General features: G+C 63.1%; 13 protein-coding genes. 7 read left to right on the top strand and 6 right to left on the bottom strand.

Annotated features, from left to right (window positions below):
* The first annotated feature begins 222 nt into the window (after positions 1-222).
* Positions 223-972 (top strand): aminoacyl--tRNA ligase-related protein, encoded by a 750-nt coding sequence (locus QMO82_RS12940; protein ID WP_183607142.1) that lies wholly within the window; start codon positions 223-225, stop codon positions 970-972.
* 146 nt (positions 973-1,118) lie between these two features.
* The gene (locus QMO82_RS12935; RefSeq protein ID WP_183607143.1) at positions 1,119-1,787 is read left to right on the top strand and encodes a hypothetical protein; all 669 of its coding nucleotides are present in this window, start codon (positions 1,119-1,121) and stop codon (positions 1,785-1,787) included.
* Positions 1,788-1,974: 187 nt separating this feature from the next.
* On the opposite strand, the gene QMO82_RS12930 is transcribed toward QMO82_RS12935, so the two are convergent.
* Both QMO82_RS12930 and QMO82_RS12925 read right to left on the bottom strand, forming a co-directional pair.
* On the bottom strand, positions 1,975-2,535 hold the full coding sequence (locus QMO82_RS12930; RefSeq protein ID WP_183607144.1) for a cysteine hydrolase family protein: 561 nt from the start codon (positions 2,533-2,535) through the stop codon (positions 1,975-1,977).
* A gap of 123 nt (positions 2,536-2,658) precedes the next feature.
* A complete protein-coding gene (locus QMO82_RS12925) occupies positions 2,659-9,651 on the bottom strand; it encodes a hypothetical protein (RefSeq protein WP_183607145.1) in 6,993 nt (2,330 codons plus the stop codon).
* A gap of 461 nt (positions 9,652-10,112) precedes the next feature.
* On the opposite strand from QMO82_RS12925, the gene QMO82_RS12920 reads away from it, so the two are divergent.
* Together QMO82_RS12920 and QMO82_RS12915 are read left to right on the top strand one after the other, a co-directional pair.
* Positions 10,113-10,496: an Hpt domain-containing protein gene (locus tag QMO82_RS12920; RefSeq protein WP_183607146.1), complete on the top strand. Its 384-nt coding sequence runs from the start codon at positions 10,113-10,115 to the stop codon at positions 10,494-10,496.
* Positions 10,497-10,757: 261 nt separating this feature from the next.
* A complete protein-coding gene (locus QMO82_RS12915; RefSeq protein WP_085737415.1) occupies positions 10,758-11,078 on the top strand; it encodes a 2Fe-2S iron-sulfur cluster-binding protein in 321 nt (106 codons plus the stop codon).
* A gap of 321 nt (positions 11,079-11,399) precedes the next feature.
* On the opposite strand, the gene QMO82_RS12910 is transcribed toward QMO82_RS12915, so the two are convergent.
* Positions 11,400-12,026 carry a DUF922 domain-containing Zn-dependent protease gene (locus QMO82_RS12910; RefSeq protein WP_183607147.1) on the bottom strand — a complete coding sequence of 209 codons (627 nt, stop codon included), beginning with the start codon at positions 12,024-12,026 and terminating at the stop codon, positions 11,400-11,402.
* A gap of 101 nt (positions 12,027-12,127) precedes the next feature.
* On the opposite strand from QMO82_RS12910, the gene folP reads away from it, so the two are divergent.
* The 3 genes from folP to folK are packed head-to-tail and all read left to right on the top strand — an operon-like array spanning position 12,128 to position 13,870.
* Positions 12,128-12,997: a dihydropteroate synthase gene (folP, locus tag QMO82_RS12905; RefSeq protein WP_183607148.1), complete on the top strand. Its 870-nt coding sequence runs from the start codon at positions 12,128-12,130 to the stop codon at positions 12,995-12,997.
* Positions 12,994-13,359, top strand: a complete 366-nt coding sequence (gene folB / locus QMO82_RS12900; protein WP_183607149.1) for a dihydroneopterin aldolase — start codon at positions 12,994-12,996, stop codon at positions 13,357-13,359. Before folP ends, folB begins: the two co-directional genes overlap by 4 nt.
* Complete coding sequence (gene folK / locus QMO82_RS12895; RefSeq protein ID WP_183607694.1) at positions 13,352-13,870, top strand: 2-amino-4-hydroxy-6-hydroxymethyldihydropteridine diphosphokinase; 519 nt, start codon at positions 13,352-13,354, stop codon at positions 13,868-13,870. Before folB ends, folK begins: the two co-directional genes overlap by 8 nt.
* 68 nt (positions 13,871-13,938) lie before the next feature.
* On the opposite strand, the gene QMO82_RS12890 is transcribed toward folK, so the two are convergent.
* The 3 genes from QMO82_RS12890 to QMO82_RS12880 all read right to left on the bottom strand — a co-directional run bounded on the left by QMO82_RS12890 (position 13,939) and on the right by QMO82_RS12880 (position 17,252).
* Positions 13,939-14,490 carry a hypothetical protein gene (locus tag QMO82_RS12890; protein ID WP_183607150.1) on the bottom strand — a complete coding sequence of 184 codons (552 nt, stop codon included), beginning with the start codon at positions 14,488-14,490 and terminating at the stop codon, positions 13,939-13,941.
* A 210-nt stretch (positions 14,491-14,700) separates the two neighbouring features.
* Positions 14,701-15,780 carry a YcjF family protein gene (locus QMO82_RS12885; protein ID WP_183607151.1) on the bottom strand — a complete coding sequence of 360 codons (1,080 nt, stop codon included), beginning with the start codon at positions 15,778-15,780 and terminating at the stop codon, positions 14,701-14,703.
* Complete coding sequence (locus tag QMO82_RS12880) at positions 15,777-17,252, bottom strand: YcjX family protein (protein WP_183607152.1); 1,476 nt, start codon at positions 17,250-17,252, stop codon at positions 15,777-15,779. The genes QMO82_RS12885 and QMO82_RS12880 overlap by 4 nt, the downstream gene beginning before the upstream one ends.
* Between the last annotated feature and the right edge of the window lie 45 nt (positions 17,253-17,297).

Below are 17,297 nucleotides of genomic sequence, written 5' to 3'. Positions count from 1 at the left end.
GACAATGGGACGCATCGCACTTAGAAAATTCCCATGAGCACGAAAAGCGCGCCTTTCTTTCGTTATATCCGCACCTGCGTGCAGGTTGCGATTGCGCGCGCTTTTGGCGGACGAGGTCTCCACGTCCAGCCGTGACGTCAGGGCGCTATCGGCGTCCGGCGCGCTGCTGGACGTAAAGCCCCCTCACCAGGTCAATCAAGGCTGCCCAAGGAGACAGGCACCGTGCTCAATCTTTATCATGTCAATTCGCTCGTCCATTGGGAGGAGCGCGAGATCCATCTGCGCGACCATATGATCGGCTTCTTCTCGCAAGAGGTCCGCGGTTTTCTGAGATCGGTCAATCCCGCCTGGGATGTGCGAAGGGTCGAGGCGCCGGCGCTGATACCGCGGTCGCTGGTCTCAAACGCCTATTCGAATGCCGATATCTGGGTGCAGGAACAGCTTTCCGCCGGCGATACCGCGCTGGTGCTGAGACCGGAGACCACGCCGTCGACCTATGCCTATATGCAGCATATTCTCGGCAATCACTCGAAGACGCAGCTGCCGCTCTGCGTCTGGCAGGCGGGCCGGTCCTACCGGCGTGAACAGGAGCAGCCGACGAAACATGTGCGGCTGAAGGAGTTCTGGCAGCTCGAATTCCAATGCGCCTTCACGGCCGACAGCGGCAACGACTATCATGCCGTCTGCCTCGAACCGGTGCGCCGGATGATCGCCTCGCTGATCCATCTGCCGACGCGCATCGTGCCCTCCGACCGGCTGCCGGCCTATTCCGAGGTGACGATGGATATCGAGGTCGACAATGGCTACAAATGGATGGAGGTCTGCTCGATCTCGCGGCGCACGGACTTTCCGCAGCGCTACCGGTCGCAGCCGAAGAAGGGAGCGGCCGTCGACCATGACGTTCTCGTCCTCGAAATCGCCATCGGCCTCGATCGCTGCGTTTACAACTGGGGCATAGCGGCCGATCGGTAGATGGGAAGCCGGGGCCGCATTGCGGTCCCGGTTTTCGCCGCTACAGTTGTTCACGAATTTCCGCAGCACTTTGAATTGCTGCATAATTCCGATTTAAGAAATTATACGATAGGAGACAGCGTTACGCTGCGAGGGGTGGGATTTCTATGATGCGCTCGGCAATGGTTTTGGTCGTCGGCATATGTGTGCTCGTTTTCTCACCCTTTTCCGCCTTTGCGTCATCCGGACGCTCCGTTCCGCGTTCGCTAGTTCCTCAGATGTTTCTGTATGAGGAGAAACCGGAGAAGGCACAGCCGACGACGGTTCCCGGTTCTGTCACCTGGTCAATCGATATGCGCACCGACGCCAGCGGACATTCCGATCCTGTTATCCAAGCGCACATCGCGGTGCCGAAGCGTCACCTCACTGCAGTGCTGACACTGGAACGGAATGCAGATCCCTCCGTTTCCGCAAGCCACCTCGTTGAATTGTCGTTTCGGATCGCGCCGGGATTTAAGGGAGGCGGAATTTACAGTCTCCGGTCCATGTCAATGAAGGCGACGGAAGGCGATCGCGGTGACACATTGATAGCCGTCCCCGCCAAGGTCACGGACAATCTTTACATGCTGGCGCTCAATGATCTGCCTGAGGCTCGTGCCAAGAACCTTGAACTGCTTGAACGCCAATGGATCGATTTGCCGATTTCCTATCAGGACGGCAAACGAGCACTGCTGACGCTTGAAAAGGGCGCCGACGGTGAACGTGTGTTCAATCAGGCCATCCAGGCTTGGGCGTCGGATGATCTTGCCGGGACTGCTGCCGGCAATGCACAATAGAAGATATCAGCAGTAAAATGACCTGCGCCGGCCTCTGAGGCAAAGACAGTCGTATCTCCTTGCCTGACGTGCATTCATTGAACAAGGGGGGAGAAGCTATGTGATTGTCTTCGGAAAAACGACTGTTGCCCGCGCGCTCGCGAGACGGCCTGCTTCCGATTCGATGTCGGCTGTTGCTGCTGGAGCTCTATGAAAAGACGATCTCGGCGGTGGGGCGGATTTCTACCATCGCCTTGCCCGCGTCAAAACCGTCGAGCGTTTCATTGTGGTGGGCGATAATCTCTGAGAAGGTCAGGGTCGCAGTATCGCCGGTGGTGTGACCATCGGCAATCAGCGTCACGTCATATCCGAGGGAAACGGCGCGTCTGACCGTCGTGTCGACGCAGAATTGAGACATGCAGCCGCCGATGACGAGGTGGGTGACCGACTGTTCGTTCAGACGTTCGGTGAGATCTGTCTCGAAGAAGGAGTCGGCGCTTTTCTTGCGGATGACGACCTCGCCCTGTTTCGGTGCGATCTCGTCGCGCAGCGCCCATCCTTCCGTGCCGACGGCCAATCGATGGCCCCTGTCGCCGTCATGTTGCACCAGCACGACCGGCGCGCCTGTCCGCCTCGCCTTTTCCTGGAGCGTTGCGAGCCGAGCGACGGTCTCGTCAATTGCGGCATCGACATGCGGCTGGCGCTCCGGCGTGGCTTTGCCGGAGAAAATTGCATTCTGCACATCGATGATCAGCAAGGCCTTGGTCATTTCGAACGCCGCACGATGAGGGTTTCTCGGTCGCGCCCTTCCGACAAACGAAAGCCGCTCGACATGTGTGGCGGTGGCTTCCCGTCCAATTCGGTCAAGTGCGATCGATGGTTACAAGCAGGCTCAGCCGAGCCTGCCTGCTGCATGGGCGAGCATGGTGTAGACCTTGCCCGTATCCGAGGTGAGGTAGGATTGCGTCACCGTCTGGTTCGGATCGGTGCGGGCGACGTCGGCGAGCAGCTTTTCGAAATCACCGATGTAGCGGTCGACGGCGGTGCGGAATTCCGGTTCGCGGTCGTATTTACGCTTGATCTCATCGAAAGTCTGCTGGCCCTTCAGCGTGTAGAGGCGACGGGTGAAGACGTCGCGCTCGCCGCGCTGGTAACGGCGCCACAGATCGACCGAGGCGTCATGATCGATGGCGCGGGCGATATCGACCGAGAGGGAATTCAGCGATTCGACGACGTGGCGCGGATTGCGGCTGTCGTTGCTGCGCGCGGCCGGTGCGGCGGTTTCCACCGGCCGGGCCGGGGCACGAGCAGACGCCTCGTCGGCGGCCTCCTCACGCGATGCGCCGCGCAGCAGATCGCTGATCCAGCCGCCGCTTTCCGGGCGAGCAGGCTCTTGGCGGACTGCTTCCTGGCGAGCGGGGGCAGGCTGCGGGGCGGCGCGCTGAGGGGCGGCAGCGGGTGCTGCCGGCGCGATCGTTCCGCGCAGGCCCGTCGCTTCGATCGAAGGGGGCACTACCGGCTGCTGCGGCTGAGTTGCGACTTGCTGGGTGACAGCCGGTTGCGCGGGACGCGGGGCCGGCTGCGCCTGGGCGAGGGTGCGGGCGACGGGCTGGGAGATCTCAAGCTGCTGGCTGGAGCGCCCGACAAGCTGGGAGATATCCTGCAGCGCCTTGATCTGCTCGGCGACGGCCCGGCGCATGGCCGAAGCGCTTTCCTTGGCTTCCTCGGGAAGATCGAAGGCGCCGCGCTTCAATTCGGCGCGGGTGGCGTCGAGCTCGTTGCGGATATCGGCGGCGGAGCGGCGAATATCATCGGTGGCGCCGGAGAAGCGGCCGACGGCTTCATCGATCGCTTCGCGCAACGCTTCCCGCATGTTCTGGGCGGCACCATCGGAAGCGCGGCCGGCTTCGCCGAGCATGCGCTCGACTTCCGACAGCGAGGCCGTCAGACCACCGCGAATGCGGTTGGAGAGATCGCCGGAGCGACGCTCGACATTGGCGAAGGTGCCGTCGATCGTCGTATTGGCCTCGTCGCCGGCCCGCGTGATCGCCTCGCGCATCGTCTCCGCCGCTTCCTGGGCGCGCTTCTCGGTTTCGGTGAGAATGCGGCCGATATCCGCTAGGGAGGACTGCACGCCCTGGCGCAGATTGCCGGAGACCTGGTTGGAGCGTTGCTCTGCCTGCTCGAACACAGTCTCGATCATGCCGCCGAGGCCTTGCATGGTCTTTTCGATCTCGGCGGAACGCTGGACGAGGCCGACGGAGAGCGTCTGCAGAGCGCTCTCGCGCTCCTCGAGCGTCGAGGCGAGGTTGGACTGGGCAGCACCGAGAAGCTGCGAGGCCTGGGTCAGGACCTTGGAGTGTTCGTCGAAGCGGCCGATGATGCCGCCGACCTGCGACAGCGTCTGGCCCGAAATGTCGGAGAGGCGGTCGACCTTGCCTTCGAGCAGCCTGGTCGAGGCGGAGACCATTTCAGCGGCCTTGGTGGCGGAGTCGGCAAAGCGCGTGGTCGTGTCGCCGAGACGGCCGTCGACGCTGGCCAGCTGCTCGGCGGCGCGGTTCATCATCATCGCCATTGCCGCGCTGCTTTCCGACATGCGCTGGACGAGGCCGTTGACGTTGCCGACCAGGCTGTTTTCGATGGCGCTTACGGCATTGGCGACGTTTTCGGTGCGGGCGGCAACGGCGCTGGCGAGCGCTTCGTTTTCGGCCCGCAGACGGTCGGCGCTGAGGTTGGCCGCGGCGGTGATGCGGGCGGCTGCCTGCTCGCCGGCATCGGTGTAGCGATCGATGATCGGGCGAGCCGTTTCGTCGAGGATGCGCGTCAGTTCGACCGAGCGTCCTGATAGCATCGAATTGAGATCGCGGGTGCGTTCTTCGAGCGTCGAGCGGATCGAATTGCCGCGCGCTTCGAGCGCCCGGTCGATCTCGGAGAAGGTCGTGTCGATCTCGCGGGCACGCTCCTCGAGATTGGAGCGAATGGCGCTGCTGCGGGCTTCGAGCGCCCGGTCGACATCCGCCATGGTGGCGGAAATCTCGCTGCCGGCTCCCGACAGCGTCGAGCGGATGGCATCGCCGCGTGCTTCCAGCGACTGGCCGGCATCCGACAACGCCTTGGAGATGGCGTTGACCTGGGTACCGACGATGGTCTCGGCTTCGGCGACCTTGTTGACGATGGCGTTGCCGGCTTCCGAGAAGGTCTGGGCGACGGCAGCGGCCTGGCTCGCCAGCCGGTTCTGGGCTTCGGCGACGCGGGTGACGATCTGCGACGAGCGCTCATCCATGGTGCGCGTGAATTCGTCGCTTTTCGTATTGAGATCCTCAGCGAATTGCTGGCCGGTCTTGCCGAGCAGTTCGGTGGTTCTCGTCGCTTCGCCTTCCATTCCCTGGGCTGCTTCGGCTACGGCGCTGCGCAACGTCGAGGCGAGGCCGGCGGCCTTGCCTTCGATGGTGCGGTTGACGGCTTCGAGGCCGACGGTCAACGCGCGGTCCATGGTGGAAAGGCGTTCCTCGATGCGTTCATTGCCGCGGTCGAGGGTTTCGCCGAGGCGCGCCGTGCGGCCTTCGATGGCGCCGGTCAGGCTCGTGGCCCGGCTGTCCAGCGTCTCGGCCAGATTGGCGGTGCGGCTATCGATCGCCTCGGTGAGGTTTGCGGCGCTGCCTTCGAGCGTCGCCGAGATGCGCTGCGTGGCGTCGTTGCTGAGCGCGCCGAGGCGGGAAATGCCGTCGGCGAGCACGCCGGAGAGCTGGCTGCTGGCCGTTTCGACCTTGTCGGCAACGCCGCCGACGCCGTCGCGGATGCGGGTCTCGATCGCCGCAAGGCCGGCTTCCACCCGCGATCCGGTTTCTTCAAAACGGCCGGTCAGGCTTTCGACCGACCGATCGAGATGAGTGGAGAAGTTCTGGGTGGAGCTTGAAATCGCGTTTGCCGCCTCCTGGAAGCGACCGGCGATCTGGCCGGCGCCGGCATGCATGCGATCTTCCAATGTCTGGGCGCCGGCATCGATGGCCTGGCGGATCGCCGCTTCGCGCTCCTCCAGCGACATCTCGAGCATGCTGACGCTGGTCGCCACCGAGGTGCCGATGCTGGTCGCCTGCTCGGTCAGCGTATCGCTGATCAGCGCGTGGGCCTGGTTCAGCGACAGGTCGATGGCGTTGGCGCGGTCCTCGAGCGTCGTGCGAATGCGTTCATGGGCGGAGTCGAGCCCGCGCTCGATGCGTGCGGCGGCCTCGTCGGCGAGGCCGCCGAGTCGCGCATGGGCATCGCTCAACCGGCCTTCGATGCGGCTGGTCAAGCCGCCGACGATATCTTCGAAGCGCGAGCCGCCGGCATCAAGAACGCCGGAGAGGGCAGCGCTATGCTGGGAGAGTGCATTCTCCAGCCGCTGCTGATTATCGGTATAGGCGGTACGGATCGCATCAGTCTTGTCGGCGAAGGCGCCGGCGACGCGCGTCTCGGCATTGGCAACGGCTTCCATCATGGAGTTGCTGCGGGCTTCAAGTGCGCTGTCGAAGCGGCTCTGGTTATCGTCGAGCGAAATTGCGAGCGCCATGGTCTTTTCGTCGAGCGCATCGGTGAGCCGGTCGTGACTTGCCGTTACGGCGCCGATGATCGCAGCCGTGCGGTGCCCCAAGGCTTCCTCGAGGCGGGCCTGGCCTTGGCTCAGCGAGGTGGCAAGGGCGGCGGCCTTCTGGTCGAGCACACCGTTCAGGCCTTCATGCGTGCCGGAGACCGCATTGGTGATCGCATCGGCGCCCGTCGTCAGCGTCTCCTCGAGACGGCTCTGGCTCTCGTTCAGCGAAATGGCAAGCGCCATGGCCCGGTCGTCGAGTGTCTCGGACAGGCGGTCGTGAGTGGCGGCCACCGCGTTGAGGAAGGATTCCGAACGGCTCTCCAGCGTGTCCTGCAGGCGGCTCTGACCCTCGTTCAGGGAGGCGGCAAGCGCCGCCGACTTTTCGTCGAGCGTCTGCGAAAGGCGGTCATGCGTGCCGGACACGGATTTGAGGAAGGCTTCGGAGCGTGCTTCCAGCGTGTCTTCGATTCGCGACTGGCTCTCATTGAGCGAGATGGCGAGCGTCATCGCCTTCTCGTCCAGCGTTTCGGACAAGCGCTCATGGGTGCCGGAGACGGCATTCAACAGGGCTGCGGAGCGGGTTTCGAGCGTCTCCTCGATGCGGGCATGGCCTTCACTGAGCGAGGTGGCAAAAGCTGCCGCCTTGCCGTCCAGTGTCTCGGACAGGCGGTCATGGGTGCCGGAGACCGAGTTCAGCAGGGCCGCGGAACGGGTTTTGAGCGTATCTTCGATGCGAGCCTGGCTCTCGTTCAAGGACGTGGCAAGCGCCGTCGTCTTTTCGTCGAGGGTCTCGGCAAGACGGTCGCGCGTGCCGGAAACAGTGTTCAGCAGCGCCTCGGCACGTGTTCCAAGCGCATCCTCGATGCGGGCATGGCGCTCGTCGAGTGAGGTCGTCAGGGCCGCCGCCTTGCTGTCCAGTGTTTGGGACAGGCGGTCATGGGTGCCGGAGACGGCATTCAGCAGGGCCGCGGAGCGGGTCTCGAGCGTATCCTCGATGCGGGCCTGGTTTTCATTGAGCGAAATGGCGAGCGCCATCGCCTTTTCATCGAGCGTCTCGGAGAGGCGGTCATGGGTGCCGGAGACCGCATTCAGTAGCGCTGCGGAACGGCTCTCGAGCGTATCCTCGATGCGGGCCTGGCTCTCGTTCAGGGAGATAGCGAGCGCCATCGCCTTTTCGTCGAGCGTCTCGGCAAGGCGGTCCTGGGTGCCGGAAACGGCGTTGATGATGGCGTCGGAACGGGACGTCAGCGCTTCCTCGAAGCGGCCGTGATGGCTGGTGAGCGCCTCGATCAGTGCGCCGCCGCGCTCGGCCATGACGCTGTCGATGCGGCCGTGGGCCGTGCCGAGCGCCTCGGTGATCTCAGCTGCACGCGCTGCAAGCGCGCCGCTCAGCTCCTCGGCGCGACCGCCGAAGGCAGCGGTCACCTGCTCGGTGCCTTCGGCAACGGCGGTCGTCAACTCAGTGGTGGTGGCGCGCAGCGTGTCGCGGAATTCGGCCGAGCGTGTCTGCAGATTGTTCTGTAGATCGGAGGTGCCGGATGCAAGCGCCAGCGCGATTTCGGAGGTAGCGCTCTGCAACGCCGAGGTCAGTTCACCGGTGCGGCTGGTGAGCGCGGTGGTGATTTCTTCCGCCCGGGCACCGACCGTGCTTTCCAGCATTTCATGGCCGGTGGCGAGTGCCGTGGCGAGCGCCAGCGACTGGTCTGTTATCGACGACCCGAGCCGGTCGATGCCGGAACTCAGGATGCCGTCGATCGAATCCGAACCGCCGGTCAGCGTCTCGTTGATGCGGGCGAGGCTCTCCATCAGCTTGGTGTCGAGCGAGCCGGTGCGTTTGTCGAAAGCGCTGGTGAATTCGGCGACGCGTTCGTCGAAGGCGGTCGACAGCTGGGCGACAGTCGTCTGCAGCCGTTCTTCGAAGAAACCGGAGCGCACGTCGAGATCCATGACGGCGTCGTCGGCGCTGGTCTGCAGGCTCTGGCGGAAGCTCGCGCCCTTTTCGTCGAGCGCGCTGTTCAGCTTCGACAGCACATCGTCGAGCGTCCCGCCGATGGTGCGTCCGCCTGACGTCAGGCTCTCATTGATCTCGCGGGTGCGGGCGATCAGGATCTCATTGAGCTGATGGGTGCGCTCGTTCAGCGCCGCGTTCAGCTTTTCGGTGCTGCTGTCCATAGTCGAGGCACGCGTCTCGAACTGGCTGAGCAGTCTTTCGCCATGGTCGTTGAGATTGACGGAGAGGGCTTCGAGGCGGTTGTCGAATTCGGTGGCGAGCGCGAAACCGGAAGCGTTCAGCGTCTGCAGCAGGCTGTCGGTCTTGGCGGCGAGCAGGCTGCCCATCGACTGCAGGGCGCTGTCCGATTTCTCCAGGATCGTCGCGGCGCGCGTATCGATCAGCGAGGCGAAGGCTTCGCCCGATGTGGCAAGCCGCACCGCGATCTCTTCGGTCGCAAGCGACAGCTCTTCCTTCAACTGATCGTGGACGCTGCCGATCGAGGTGCGGATGCGGTCGGCATGGTTGACGATCGCCTCACGCTCGGAACCGAGTTCGTGGACGAGACCGCGGACGCGCAACTCGTTGTCGGCATAGGAACGTTCAAGTGCATTGACTTCGGAATGGACGAGCGTTTCCAGCTCGGAGGCACGTGCGATGGTGCGCTCGATGCCTTCATTCATGGCCGAGACCTCACGGCGCACGGCCTGGCCGACGGTCATGATGCGCTCGGAAGCGATGGTTTCCGGCTCTGCCAGGCGCAAGGCCACCTCTGCCATGGAACGGGCAGCGTTGCGCATGTCCTGGGCGCGCGAGATCATGATGGCGAAAGCATAGAACATCATCACGGGAATGATGATGCCGACGAGGCCGGCGATGACGCCGGGCAGGGCGACGAGATCGGCGACTGAACGGATCTGCCAGATCTCGGGAGCATAAAGCAGCGACATCAGGCCGAGACCGGCCATGACCCAAAGCACGGAGAAGAGCGTGGCGGTGCGCACCGCCGAGCGGCTGGAGGCGCCGTCGAAGGATTTCAGGATCGAGGCGGGCGTATTGCGGCTGGCATCGTTGGCGGGCGCAAAGGTCGGCCCCCTGGACGCCTGCTCGCCGGCGGCACCGCGGCGGCTGCGGCGTTGCGCTTCTTCCTGGGCCTGCTGGTTGCGCGCATTTACTGGATCAGACACATTAGCCTCCGGAGCCCCTGGCGCGTCGCCGCGGCGAGACGGCACGTTATCTTTGCCGAAGTCGATTTGGAGCGCTTCGTCCAATGCCTTGAACGCTTTGTCCTCAATCGACTCGTTATATTTGTTGTTCGCCATTCGGTATGCCTCGTTACATCCGGCCGGTCCGGTAGCACATCCCGGGCTTCCGCCTCACCGGGGGACAACTTTGCCGTTCCAGCCTTCCATCCCAATGACGGACGGATAAGCATGTCATTTCAGAGTAGATAGCCGCTTTTTCAAACGGAAGGTATCAAAACACTACCATTATCCACTCGCTCGGCAAAGGCGCGTACCATAAACCCGCTCCACCAGTATCGTAGTGACACATCTGGGCTCTTCACACAATTAATGAAGGCTTGAGATTCACGGCTCGTTAACCTGTTGTTAACACCTTTGAATCTGCGACACCGGTTAAAAACCAATAATTTAGGGATATTTAACGGACGTTAACCATATGGCGAGATTTCCGCTCCGAATGTGCCGGAATTTAACGGGATGGCCACCCTCCTGACGCAGAACTGTTGCAACTGCGGACGATAGAGACGGGAGAATTGGCAATGGCAGCTCAGATGGCAGCATTGAACATCGTATTCGAGGCGCCGGATAATGCAAAGGGACCCTGTCCCTCAAAGGTCCGGCCGATCGATCTGGTCCATCTCGCAAAGCAGACCATGGGCGACAAGACGCTGGAAATCGAAGTCCTTCAGATGTTTGCGCGTCAGGCGCGCGCATGTCTGCAGGATATTGCGAGCGGTGAAACCATCCGCGTCGGCGCGGCCGCGCACCGCCTGAAGGGCGCGGCAAGCTCGGTCGGCGCGTTCCGCGTGTCGCAGACGGCCGAGGTCGTCGAGGAAACCGGCGGCGATGCCGGCGCGACGGCAGCGCTGGGTGCCGCCGTCATCGACGCCGAGAATTTTATCCTGAAGCTCTGCCGCGGCTGATCTCCAAGTCTTTCGTCTATGCATGTCGTTGTCCCAAAACCGATGCGCAGTTTTGGGCGACATGCCTAAGATGCCGTTCGAACGAGGCCCGTTGTTCCATTGCGGAACCTCGGGTCTTTTTGCGACCTGCTCCATGACGCTTTGAAGACGGCGGGCGAAAGCCCGATCTGCGACGCTATGACGAATTTCCGCAATGTTGACTGATGCGTCGAATTGTCGGAAGAAGATCCGCCCATCATTTGAAGACCGGAAATAGTCCTGATGCCAAAACTTACCATCGTTGCTTTCGACGGCACGCGCTTCGACCTCGACGTCGACCAAGGCTCCACCGTAATGGAGAATGCCGTGCGCAATTCGGTGCCCGGCATTGAGGCCGAATGCGGCGGCGCATGCGCCTGCGCGACCTGTCATGTCTATGTCGACGAGGCATGGACCGAACAGGTCGGTCAGCCGGAAGCGATGGAAGAGGATATGCTCGACTTCGCCTTCGATGTGCGCCCCACCTCGCGGCTGTCCTGCCAGATCCGCATGAAGGCCGCCTATGACGGGCTCGTGGTGCACGTGCCGGAACGTCAAGCCTAAGCGCGCTGCGCTTTGCTGACAGAAAATCTGCAGATGTGGATCTCACAAAAAAGACGCCTCGCGCGCTAGAGCGAGCGAGGCGAGGCGGGCGCATTACCTACGGATGAGGGAGGAACATCCGCGGCTTCGGAACGCGCCAGGAGAACCCAGCGATGAAAGTCCAGTTGCCGTAGCTGCACTTTCGAATGTGTTCATATTAACGCGTTCCGGTTGAGTCTGCCAGGATGAAAAATGACCATTCAATCGCTGGGGAGGGGGCAGGTTTCGCACAAGTTTCGTTGGGCAGCTAAGGTTTTCGCTCGCGTCCCGACTGAAAAAACCTTATTTTTCGCCGGCTCGGCCGTTGATTCGATTGTTCAGCAATCTCAGCATGCGCTTCTGGAAATTGACCGCCTCGACCCGGTCGAATCGGGCCTGCTGCCGATCGTGCTCTTCTATACCGCGAGCTGATTCGTCGGAGACGAGTTCCTGCATGGCTTCGCAACTGCGCTGTTGCGGCAGCGCGCGAATGGCGCGTTCCATGGCGCGGGCCTGATCGCGGGCGATTTCGGCATGACGCTCCTCGTGGCGCTTGATATCGCTCGACAGGGCATCCCAGATCATCGACAGCTCCTTGCTGGCGCCCTTGCGGCTGCTCCATCGCGGCAGGATGATCTGGGTGTGGACCGTGACCTTGACGTTGCCAACGCGGCAACGCCCGTTATCCTGGATATAGGTGGCTTCACCGCCAAAGCGGATCTTCGTTGCGCCGGGATGGCGTGCCGAGGAGCCGCTCGACGTCGGGCCGCGCCGGCTGAGTTCACGGTCGAGCTCATCGGCGGTTTTGCCGCTGATGCTGAAATAGGAATAGCTTTTCGATGCGATCACTTCTGCCGCCACCGGGCTGCAGACGGAAAGAGCAATGGAAAAGGCAATAAGAAGGACCATATAACGCACTGCAAGCGGCATTCTGAACGCAACCCGTGTTGAAATCGACAGGAGCTTGGGGCATAGCCACCACAAGCGCAATATCGGATGGCGCTTTTTTCGCGATCAATAGGATAAGTCTGGTGACAGGGCGCGAAGGCAGTTTATGGCGTGTCGGCCATGGCCGGGAGATCGAACTCGGCCGCCGTTCGGTGATCATGGCGATCATCAACGTGACGCCGGACTCCTTTTCCGACGGCGGACGTTTTGAAACCGTCGATGCGGCGGTCGAACAGGCGCTCCTGGCGGTGGACGAGGGCGCGGGGATTATCGACATCGGCGGCGAATCGACCCGGCCGAACGCTGCAACAGTCAGCCCTTCCGAGGAGCAGGCCCGCGTGCTGCCCGTCATCGAGGCGCTGCGCGGGCGCACCCGGGCGCTGATCTCGATCGATACCTATCGTGCCGAGACGGCACGGCTTGCGGTTGGCGCCGGCGCCCATATCGTCAACGATGTGTTCGGGCTGCAGAAGGAGCCCGATATCGCCGACATCGCCGCGGCCACCGGGGCCGGGCTCTGCATCATGCATACCGGCCGCGACAGGGCGAAGCTTCCCGATGTCATTGCCGACCAGGTGCATTTTCTCAAACGGTCGCTGGCGATCGCTGCGGCATCAGGCGTCAACAGCGACCGTATCGTGCTCGATCCGGGCTTCGGCTTCGCCAAGGAGACGGCGGAGGAGAACTTGGAACTGATGGCGCGGTTTTCCGAACTTTCCCGCTTCGGCCTGCCGCTGCTCGCCGGCACCTCACGCAAGCGCTTCCTCGGCGCGGTGACGGGACGTGAAGCGCAGGACAGGGATTCAGCGACGGCTGCATCAAGCGCTCTGCTCAGGCTTCAGGGGGCTGCGGTTTTCCGGGTGCACAATGTCGCAATCAACAGGGATGCGCTCGACATCGCCGATGCTATGCTGAATGCGCGCCAGGAATTCGAGAGGAAGCGGCCGACATGACCACCTACACGATCACGCTGCAGAACTGCGCCTTCTTTGCGCGCCACGGCGTGCATGACGAGGAGGAATTCCTCGGTCAGCGCTTCTTCGTCGATGCCGAGCTCGACGTCGTTGCCGGCGAGGCGCTGGAAAGCGATTCGATCAACGATACCGTCAATTACGGCATCGCCTTTGCCGTGATCGAGCAGATCGTCACGGGCAAGCGGCGCTACCTGATCGAGGCCCTGGCGCTTGATATCGCCAAGGGGCTTTGCGAGACATTCCCGCAGGTCCGGCGGGCGAAGATCACGGTGCGCAAGCCGAACGCGCCAGTGCCCGGCGTGCTCGATTTCGTGCAGGTGAGCATTGAACACTTTGCCTGAGGCTACATCGCAATCGGCCACACTCGGCCTCGGCGGTAATATCGGCGATCCCGTCAAGGCGATGGCGGCCGCACTGCAGCGGCTGGACGAACGGGATGACTGCAGGGTGACGGCGGTCTCGCGGCTCTATCGCACGCCGCCCTGGGGCAAGACGGACCAATCCTTCTTCTTCAACGCCTGCGCTGCCGTCGAAACCAAGCTCGATCCGGAAGCGTTGCTCGATGTCTGCCTGTCCATAGAGCGCGAGATGAAGCGTGAGCGTATCGAGCGCTGGGGACCGCGCACGCTCGATATCGATGTGCTGACTTATGGCGACGTCGTCCAGGAGGCGCCGCGGCTGGAGCTGCCGCATCCGCGCATGACCGATCGCGGTTTCGTGCTGATGCCGCTCGCCGATATCGCGCCGGGCCTGCTCGTCAGGGGCAGGGCGGTCAATGACTGGCTTAATGATGCCGAGGTCACCGGCATCGAGGTCGCCGACGACAGCCGCGACTGGTGGCGGAACGCCTGAAGCAGAGAAGCTGAAACGGAAAACGGCGGGAAACCCGCCGCTTCAGGAAAATCCGCTGTGCGATTTATCTACTGGATGGAGCCGACGGCCATCTCGTCGACCTGACGGGTCAGCGTCAGGCCGATGACCGGGATCATCTGGCTTTCGACCTTGACCGAAACGGTGACGTTCATCGTCTTGTCGTCGCGCACGCGGGCGATCATCGCGCCGTTCAGCTTGGCGCGGTTGATGCCGACGACGACGGTATCTTCGCTGACGGCGCCGGAGACGACGTCAAGACCCTTGCCGGCCGCGCCGTCGAGGAACTTGCCCTTGTAGGTCGAGCCCGACTGCGAGATGACCGCGGTCATCGGCTGCTTGAAGACACCGACGCGGCAGGTGCCGTCGAGCTTGATGCCGGCGCTGCTGTCGCCTGTCGGCTCGCCGATCAGGTTACAGGTGAACTTTGTGCCCTTGTATTTGCCGGCGACGATTTCGCCCGGGCCCTTCCATGAACCGGCGACGGAATCGAAGAACGCCTTGTCACGGGTTGCGGCAGTGGCTGCCGGAGCGACATCTGCGACGGGAGACAATGCCGCGGCGGCCAGACCGCATATAATGAGAAACTTGCGCGAATACATGGATTTTCCTTGGCAAACACCAGTCACGAACTGGCTGCAAGTTTTGCCGAATAATGGTTAATCCTTCCTTTCGATTGTGCCGAAATGCTCGGCGATACAGGGTTTTCGCGCGGCGACAATTTCAAACTGTCATCGCTATATCCTTGAATTTGCTGTAAGTATTTCGGCATTACGCGGGGGAAGGTGAAAGCTGCGGAATCGCGTGGTCGGTCAAGGATTGTTGTTGCGCGGTGACATGGAGGGCGTGAGATCGCCGATGAAATCACCGATTCCCGGCCGCTTTAGGGCGTGGAAGGCGAGCGGGCGGCAGAGATCCATCGCCGCGATTCCAATGCGGGCGGTCATCAGACCGTTGATGACGCCTTCGCCCAGCCGGGCCGAGAGCCTGGAGGCCAGCCCATGGCCGAGCACCTGCTGGACCAGGCTGTCGCCGACGGCGATCGAGCCGGTGACGGCGAGATGCGCGAGCACATCACGCAGTAGACGAAACATGCCGAGCGTACCGGGGCGGCCGCCGTATAGCTCGGCCATGGCGCGGATCAGGCGCACGGCCTCATAAAGCACGTAGAGCAGGTCGACGACGGCGCGCGGGCTGACGGCGGTGACGATGGAGACGCGCTTCGAGGCGTTGACGATCAGGGCGCGAGCCTTGCGGTCGAGGGGAGCGAGCAATTCACGCTCGGCCAAGGCGATCAGATGCGGGGGATCGATGACCTCGCCCTCGGTTGCCTTCAGTGTCGCACGGCCCTTCGATGTCTCGGGATTGGCGGAAAGCAGAGTGGAGAGCCGCACGACGACGGCGCGGGCCTTGGCCGGCCGGGTTTCGGCAATCGCAGCTTCCGCTTCGGCCTTGATTGCCTGGACGGCGGCAAGGCGCATCATGCCTGCTGTCTCGCGGATGACGAGGGCGAGCACGGCGAGGATGCCGACCGCGAGCATGGCAAGGGCGGCGTAACCTAGCCAGTCGGCGCGGGTGAAGAGATCGCGGATCAGGCTGTCGGTCCAGAGGCCGATGGCGAGAGACAGCAGGATGCCGAAGGCGCCGGCGGCGATCTTGCCGAAGGAGGTCCGGCGCTTGCGCGGCGCGGCAACGGGAACTGCGCTCAGATCCTTGTCGGGATTGAGGAAGGGATCGTCCTCATCTGCCGTGACGACGATATGTTCAGCGAAGCTTTCCGGCTTGCGCCGCTCACCTCCGTGGCGGCTGCTGTCGCGCCGCTCGGTGGCCTGATCCTCATAGGTGAAGGCGGCAGGTGGCCGGCGCGGCGGATCGGACGGGGGCTTGCTCATGCGAGACGGTCTCCGAACAGGAACTGCATGGCGCGATCGAGGCGGATATGCGGCACCGACAGTTTGATGCCGCCGCCGGTTTCCTCAAGCTGCGGCGGGCGGAATCTGACGACATTGACATCCGGCAGCTGCAGGCCTGTTGCACCCGAGGCGATGCGGTCGAACAGGCTCTCCGGATCCTCCGGCAGGTCGCCGGGGAAGATCGCGGTCTTTCTCAGGCCGTCGAAGCGCTCGGCCCCGATGGTTTCGCCCTCCATTGGCGTGCCGACGATAACAGGCAGGTCATGACCGTCGCGCTTGACGGATGCCTCGCGGGTGGCGCGCACCGAGGCGAGCGCCATGACGTCGATGCCGGCGCCGGCCATGCCGATTCGCTCGATGGCGCGATCGACGAGGCGGCGGGTCAGCGCGTCGAGCCGGTCGTGGCTTTCATGGTGGAGATGATCGGCTTTGGTGGCGGCGACCAGCACGCGGTCGATGCGCCGCCCGAGCAGCGAGGAGAGCAGCGAATTGGTGCCGGGGCGGAAACAGGCGAGCACATCGGTCAGCGCCCGCTCCAGATCCTGCACGGCTTCGGGGCCGCGGTTCATCGCCTGCAGCGCATCGACCAGCACGATCTGGCGGTCGAGGCGGGCGAAATGCTCGCGGAAGAAGGGTTTCACCACGACCGATTTATAGGCCTCGTAGCGCCGCTCCATCATTGTCCACAGCGAGCCGCGGCCGGGACGCCCGTCCGGTGGCAGCGCCAACGGCGCGAAGGTCAGCGCCGGCGATCCGTCGAGATCGCCGGGCAGAAGCAAACGGCCGGGCGGCAAGGTGGAGAGCGAGCGTTCGTCGGCCTTGCAGGCCTTGAGATAATCGGCAAAGGCCACGGCGAGGTCGCGGGCGACCATCTCGTCGGCGCCGGCCTGGATATCGGCAGCACGCGTCAGCGCCAGCCACCCCCGCGACAGTTCGGAACGGACGCCGGATTCGGCAAGCGCGATCGTTTCCTCGCTGAAGGTGCGGTAGTCCTTGCCGAGCAGCGGCAGGTCGAGCAGCCATTCGCCGGGATAATCGACGATGTCGATCGACAGGCGGCCGGGCGAAAACAGACGGTTCCAGCCGCTGGCGCTCTGATAATCAAGCGTGATTCGCAGTTCCGATATGGCGCGGGTCGAATCCGGCCAGATACGGTCCTTCACCAGCGCGCGGATATGATCCTCGTACTGGAAACGCGGCACGGCATCATCGGGCTGCGGCTCCAGCCGTACCGCCGAGACGCGGCCCGACTGCACCGGCTCGAACAGCGGCAGGCGGCCGCCATGCAGCAGATTGTGGACCAGCGAGGAAATGAAGACCGTCTTGCCGGAGCGGGAGAGGCCGGTGACGCCAAGCCGCACGGTCGGATTGACAAGGCCGCTCGCCCGGTCGGCGAGATTGTCGAAGGCGATGCGGGCGTCATCGGCAAAGGATGTCAGGCGTGGCGGCAAGGCACGATTCCGGTTGGTGACTGCCGGCAATATAGGAAGGGTCCG

Source organism: Rhizobium sp. BT04, from assembly GCF_030053135.1.
Lineage (GTDB): Bacteria > Pseudomonadota > Alphaproteobacteria > Rhizobiales > Rhizobiaceae > Rhizobium > Rhizobium binxianense.
The sequence above is the reverse complement of the archived record's forward strand: the minus strand, read 5'-3'. Positions and strand labels throughout refer to the sequence as shown.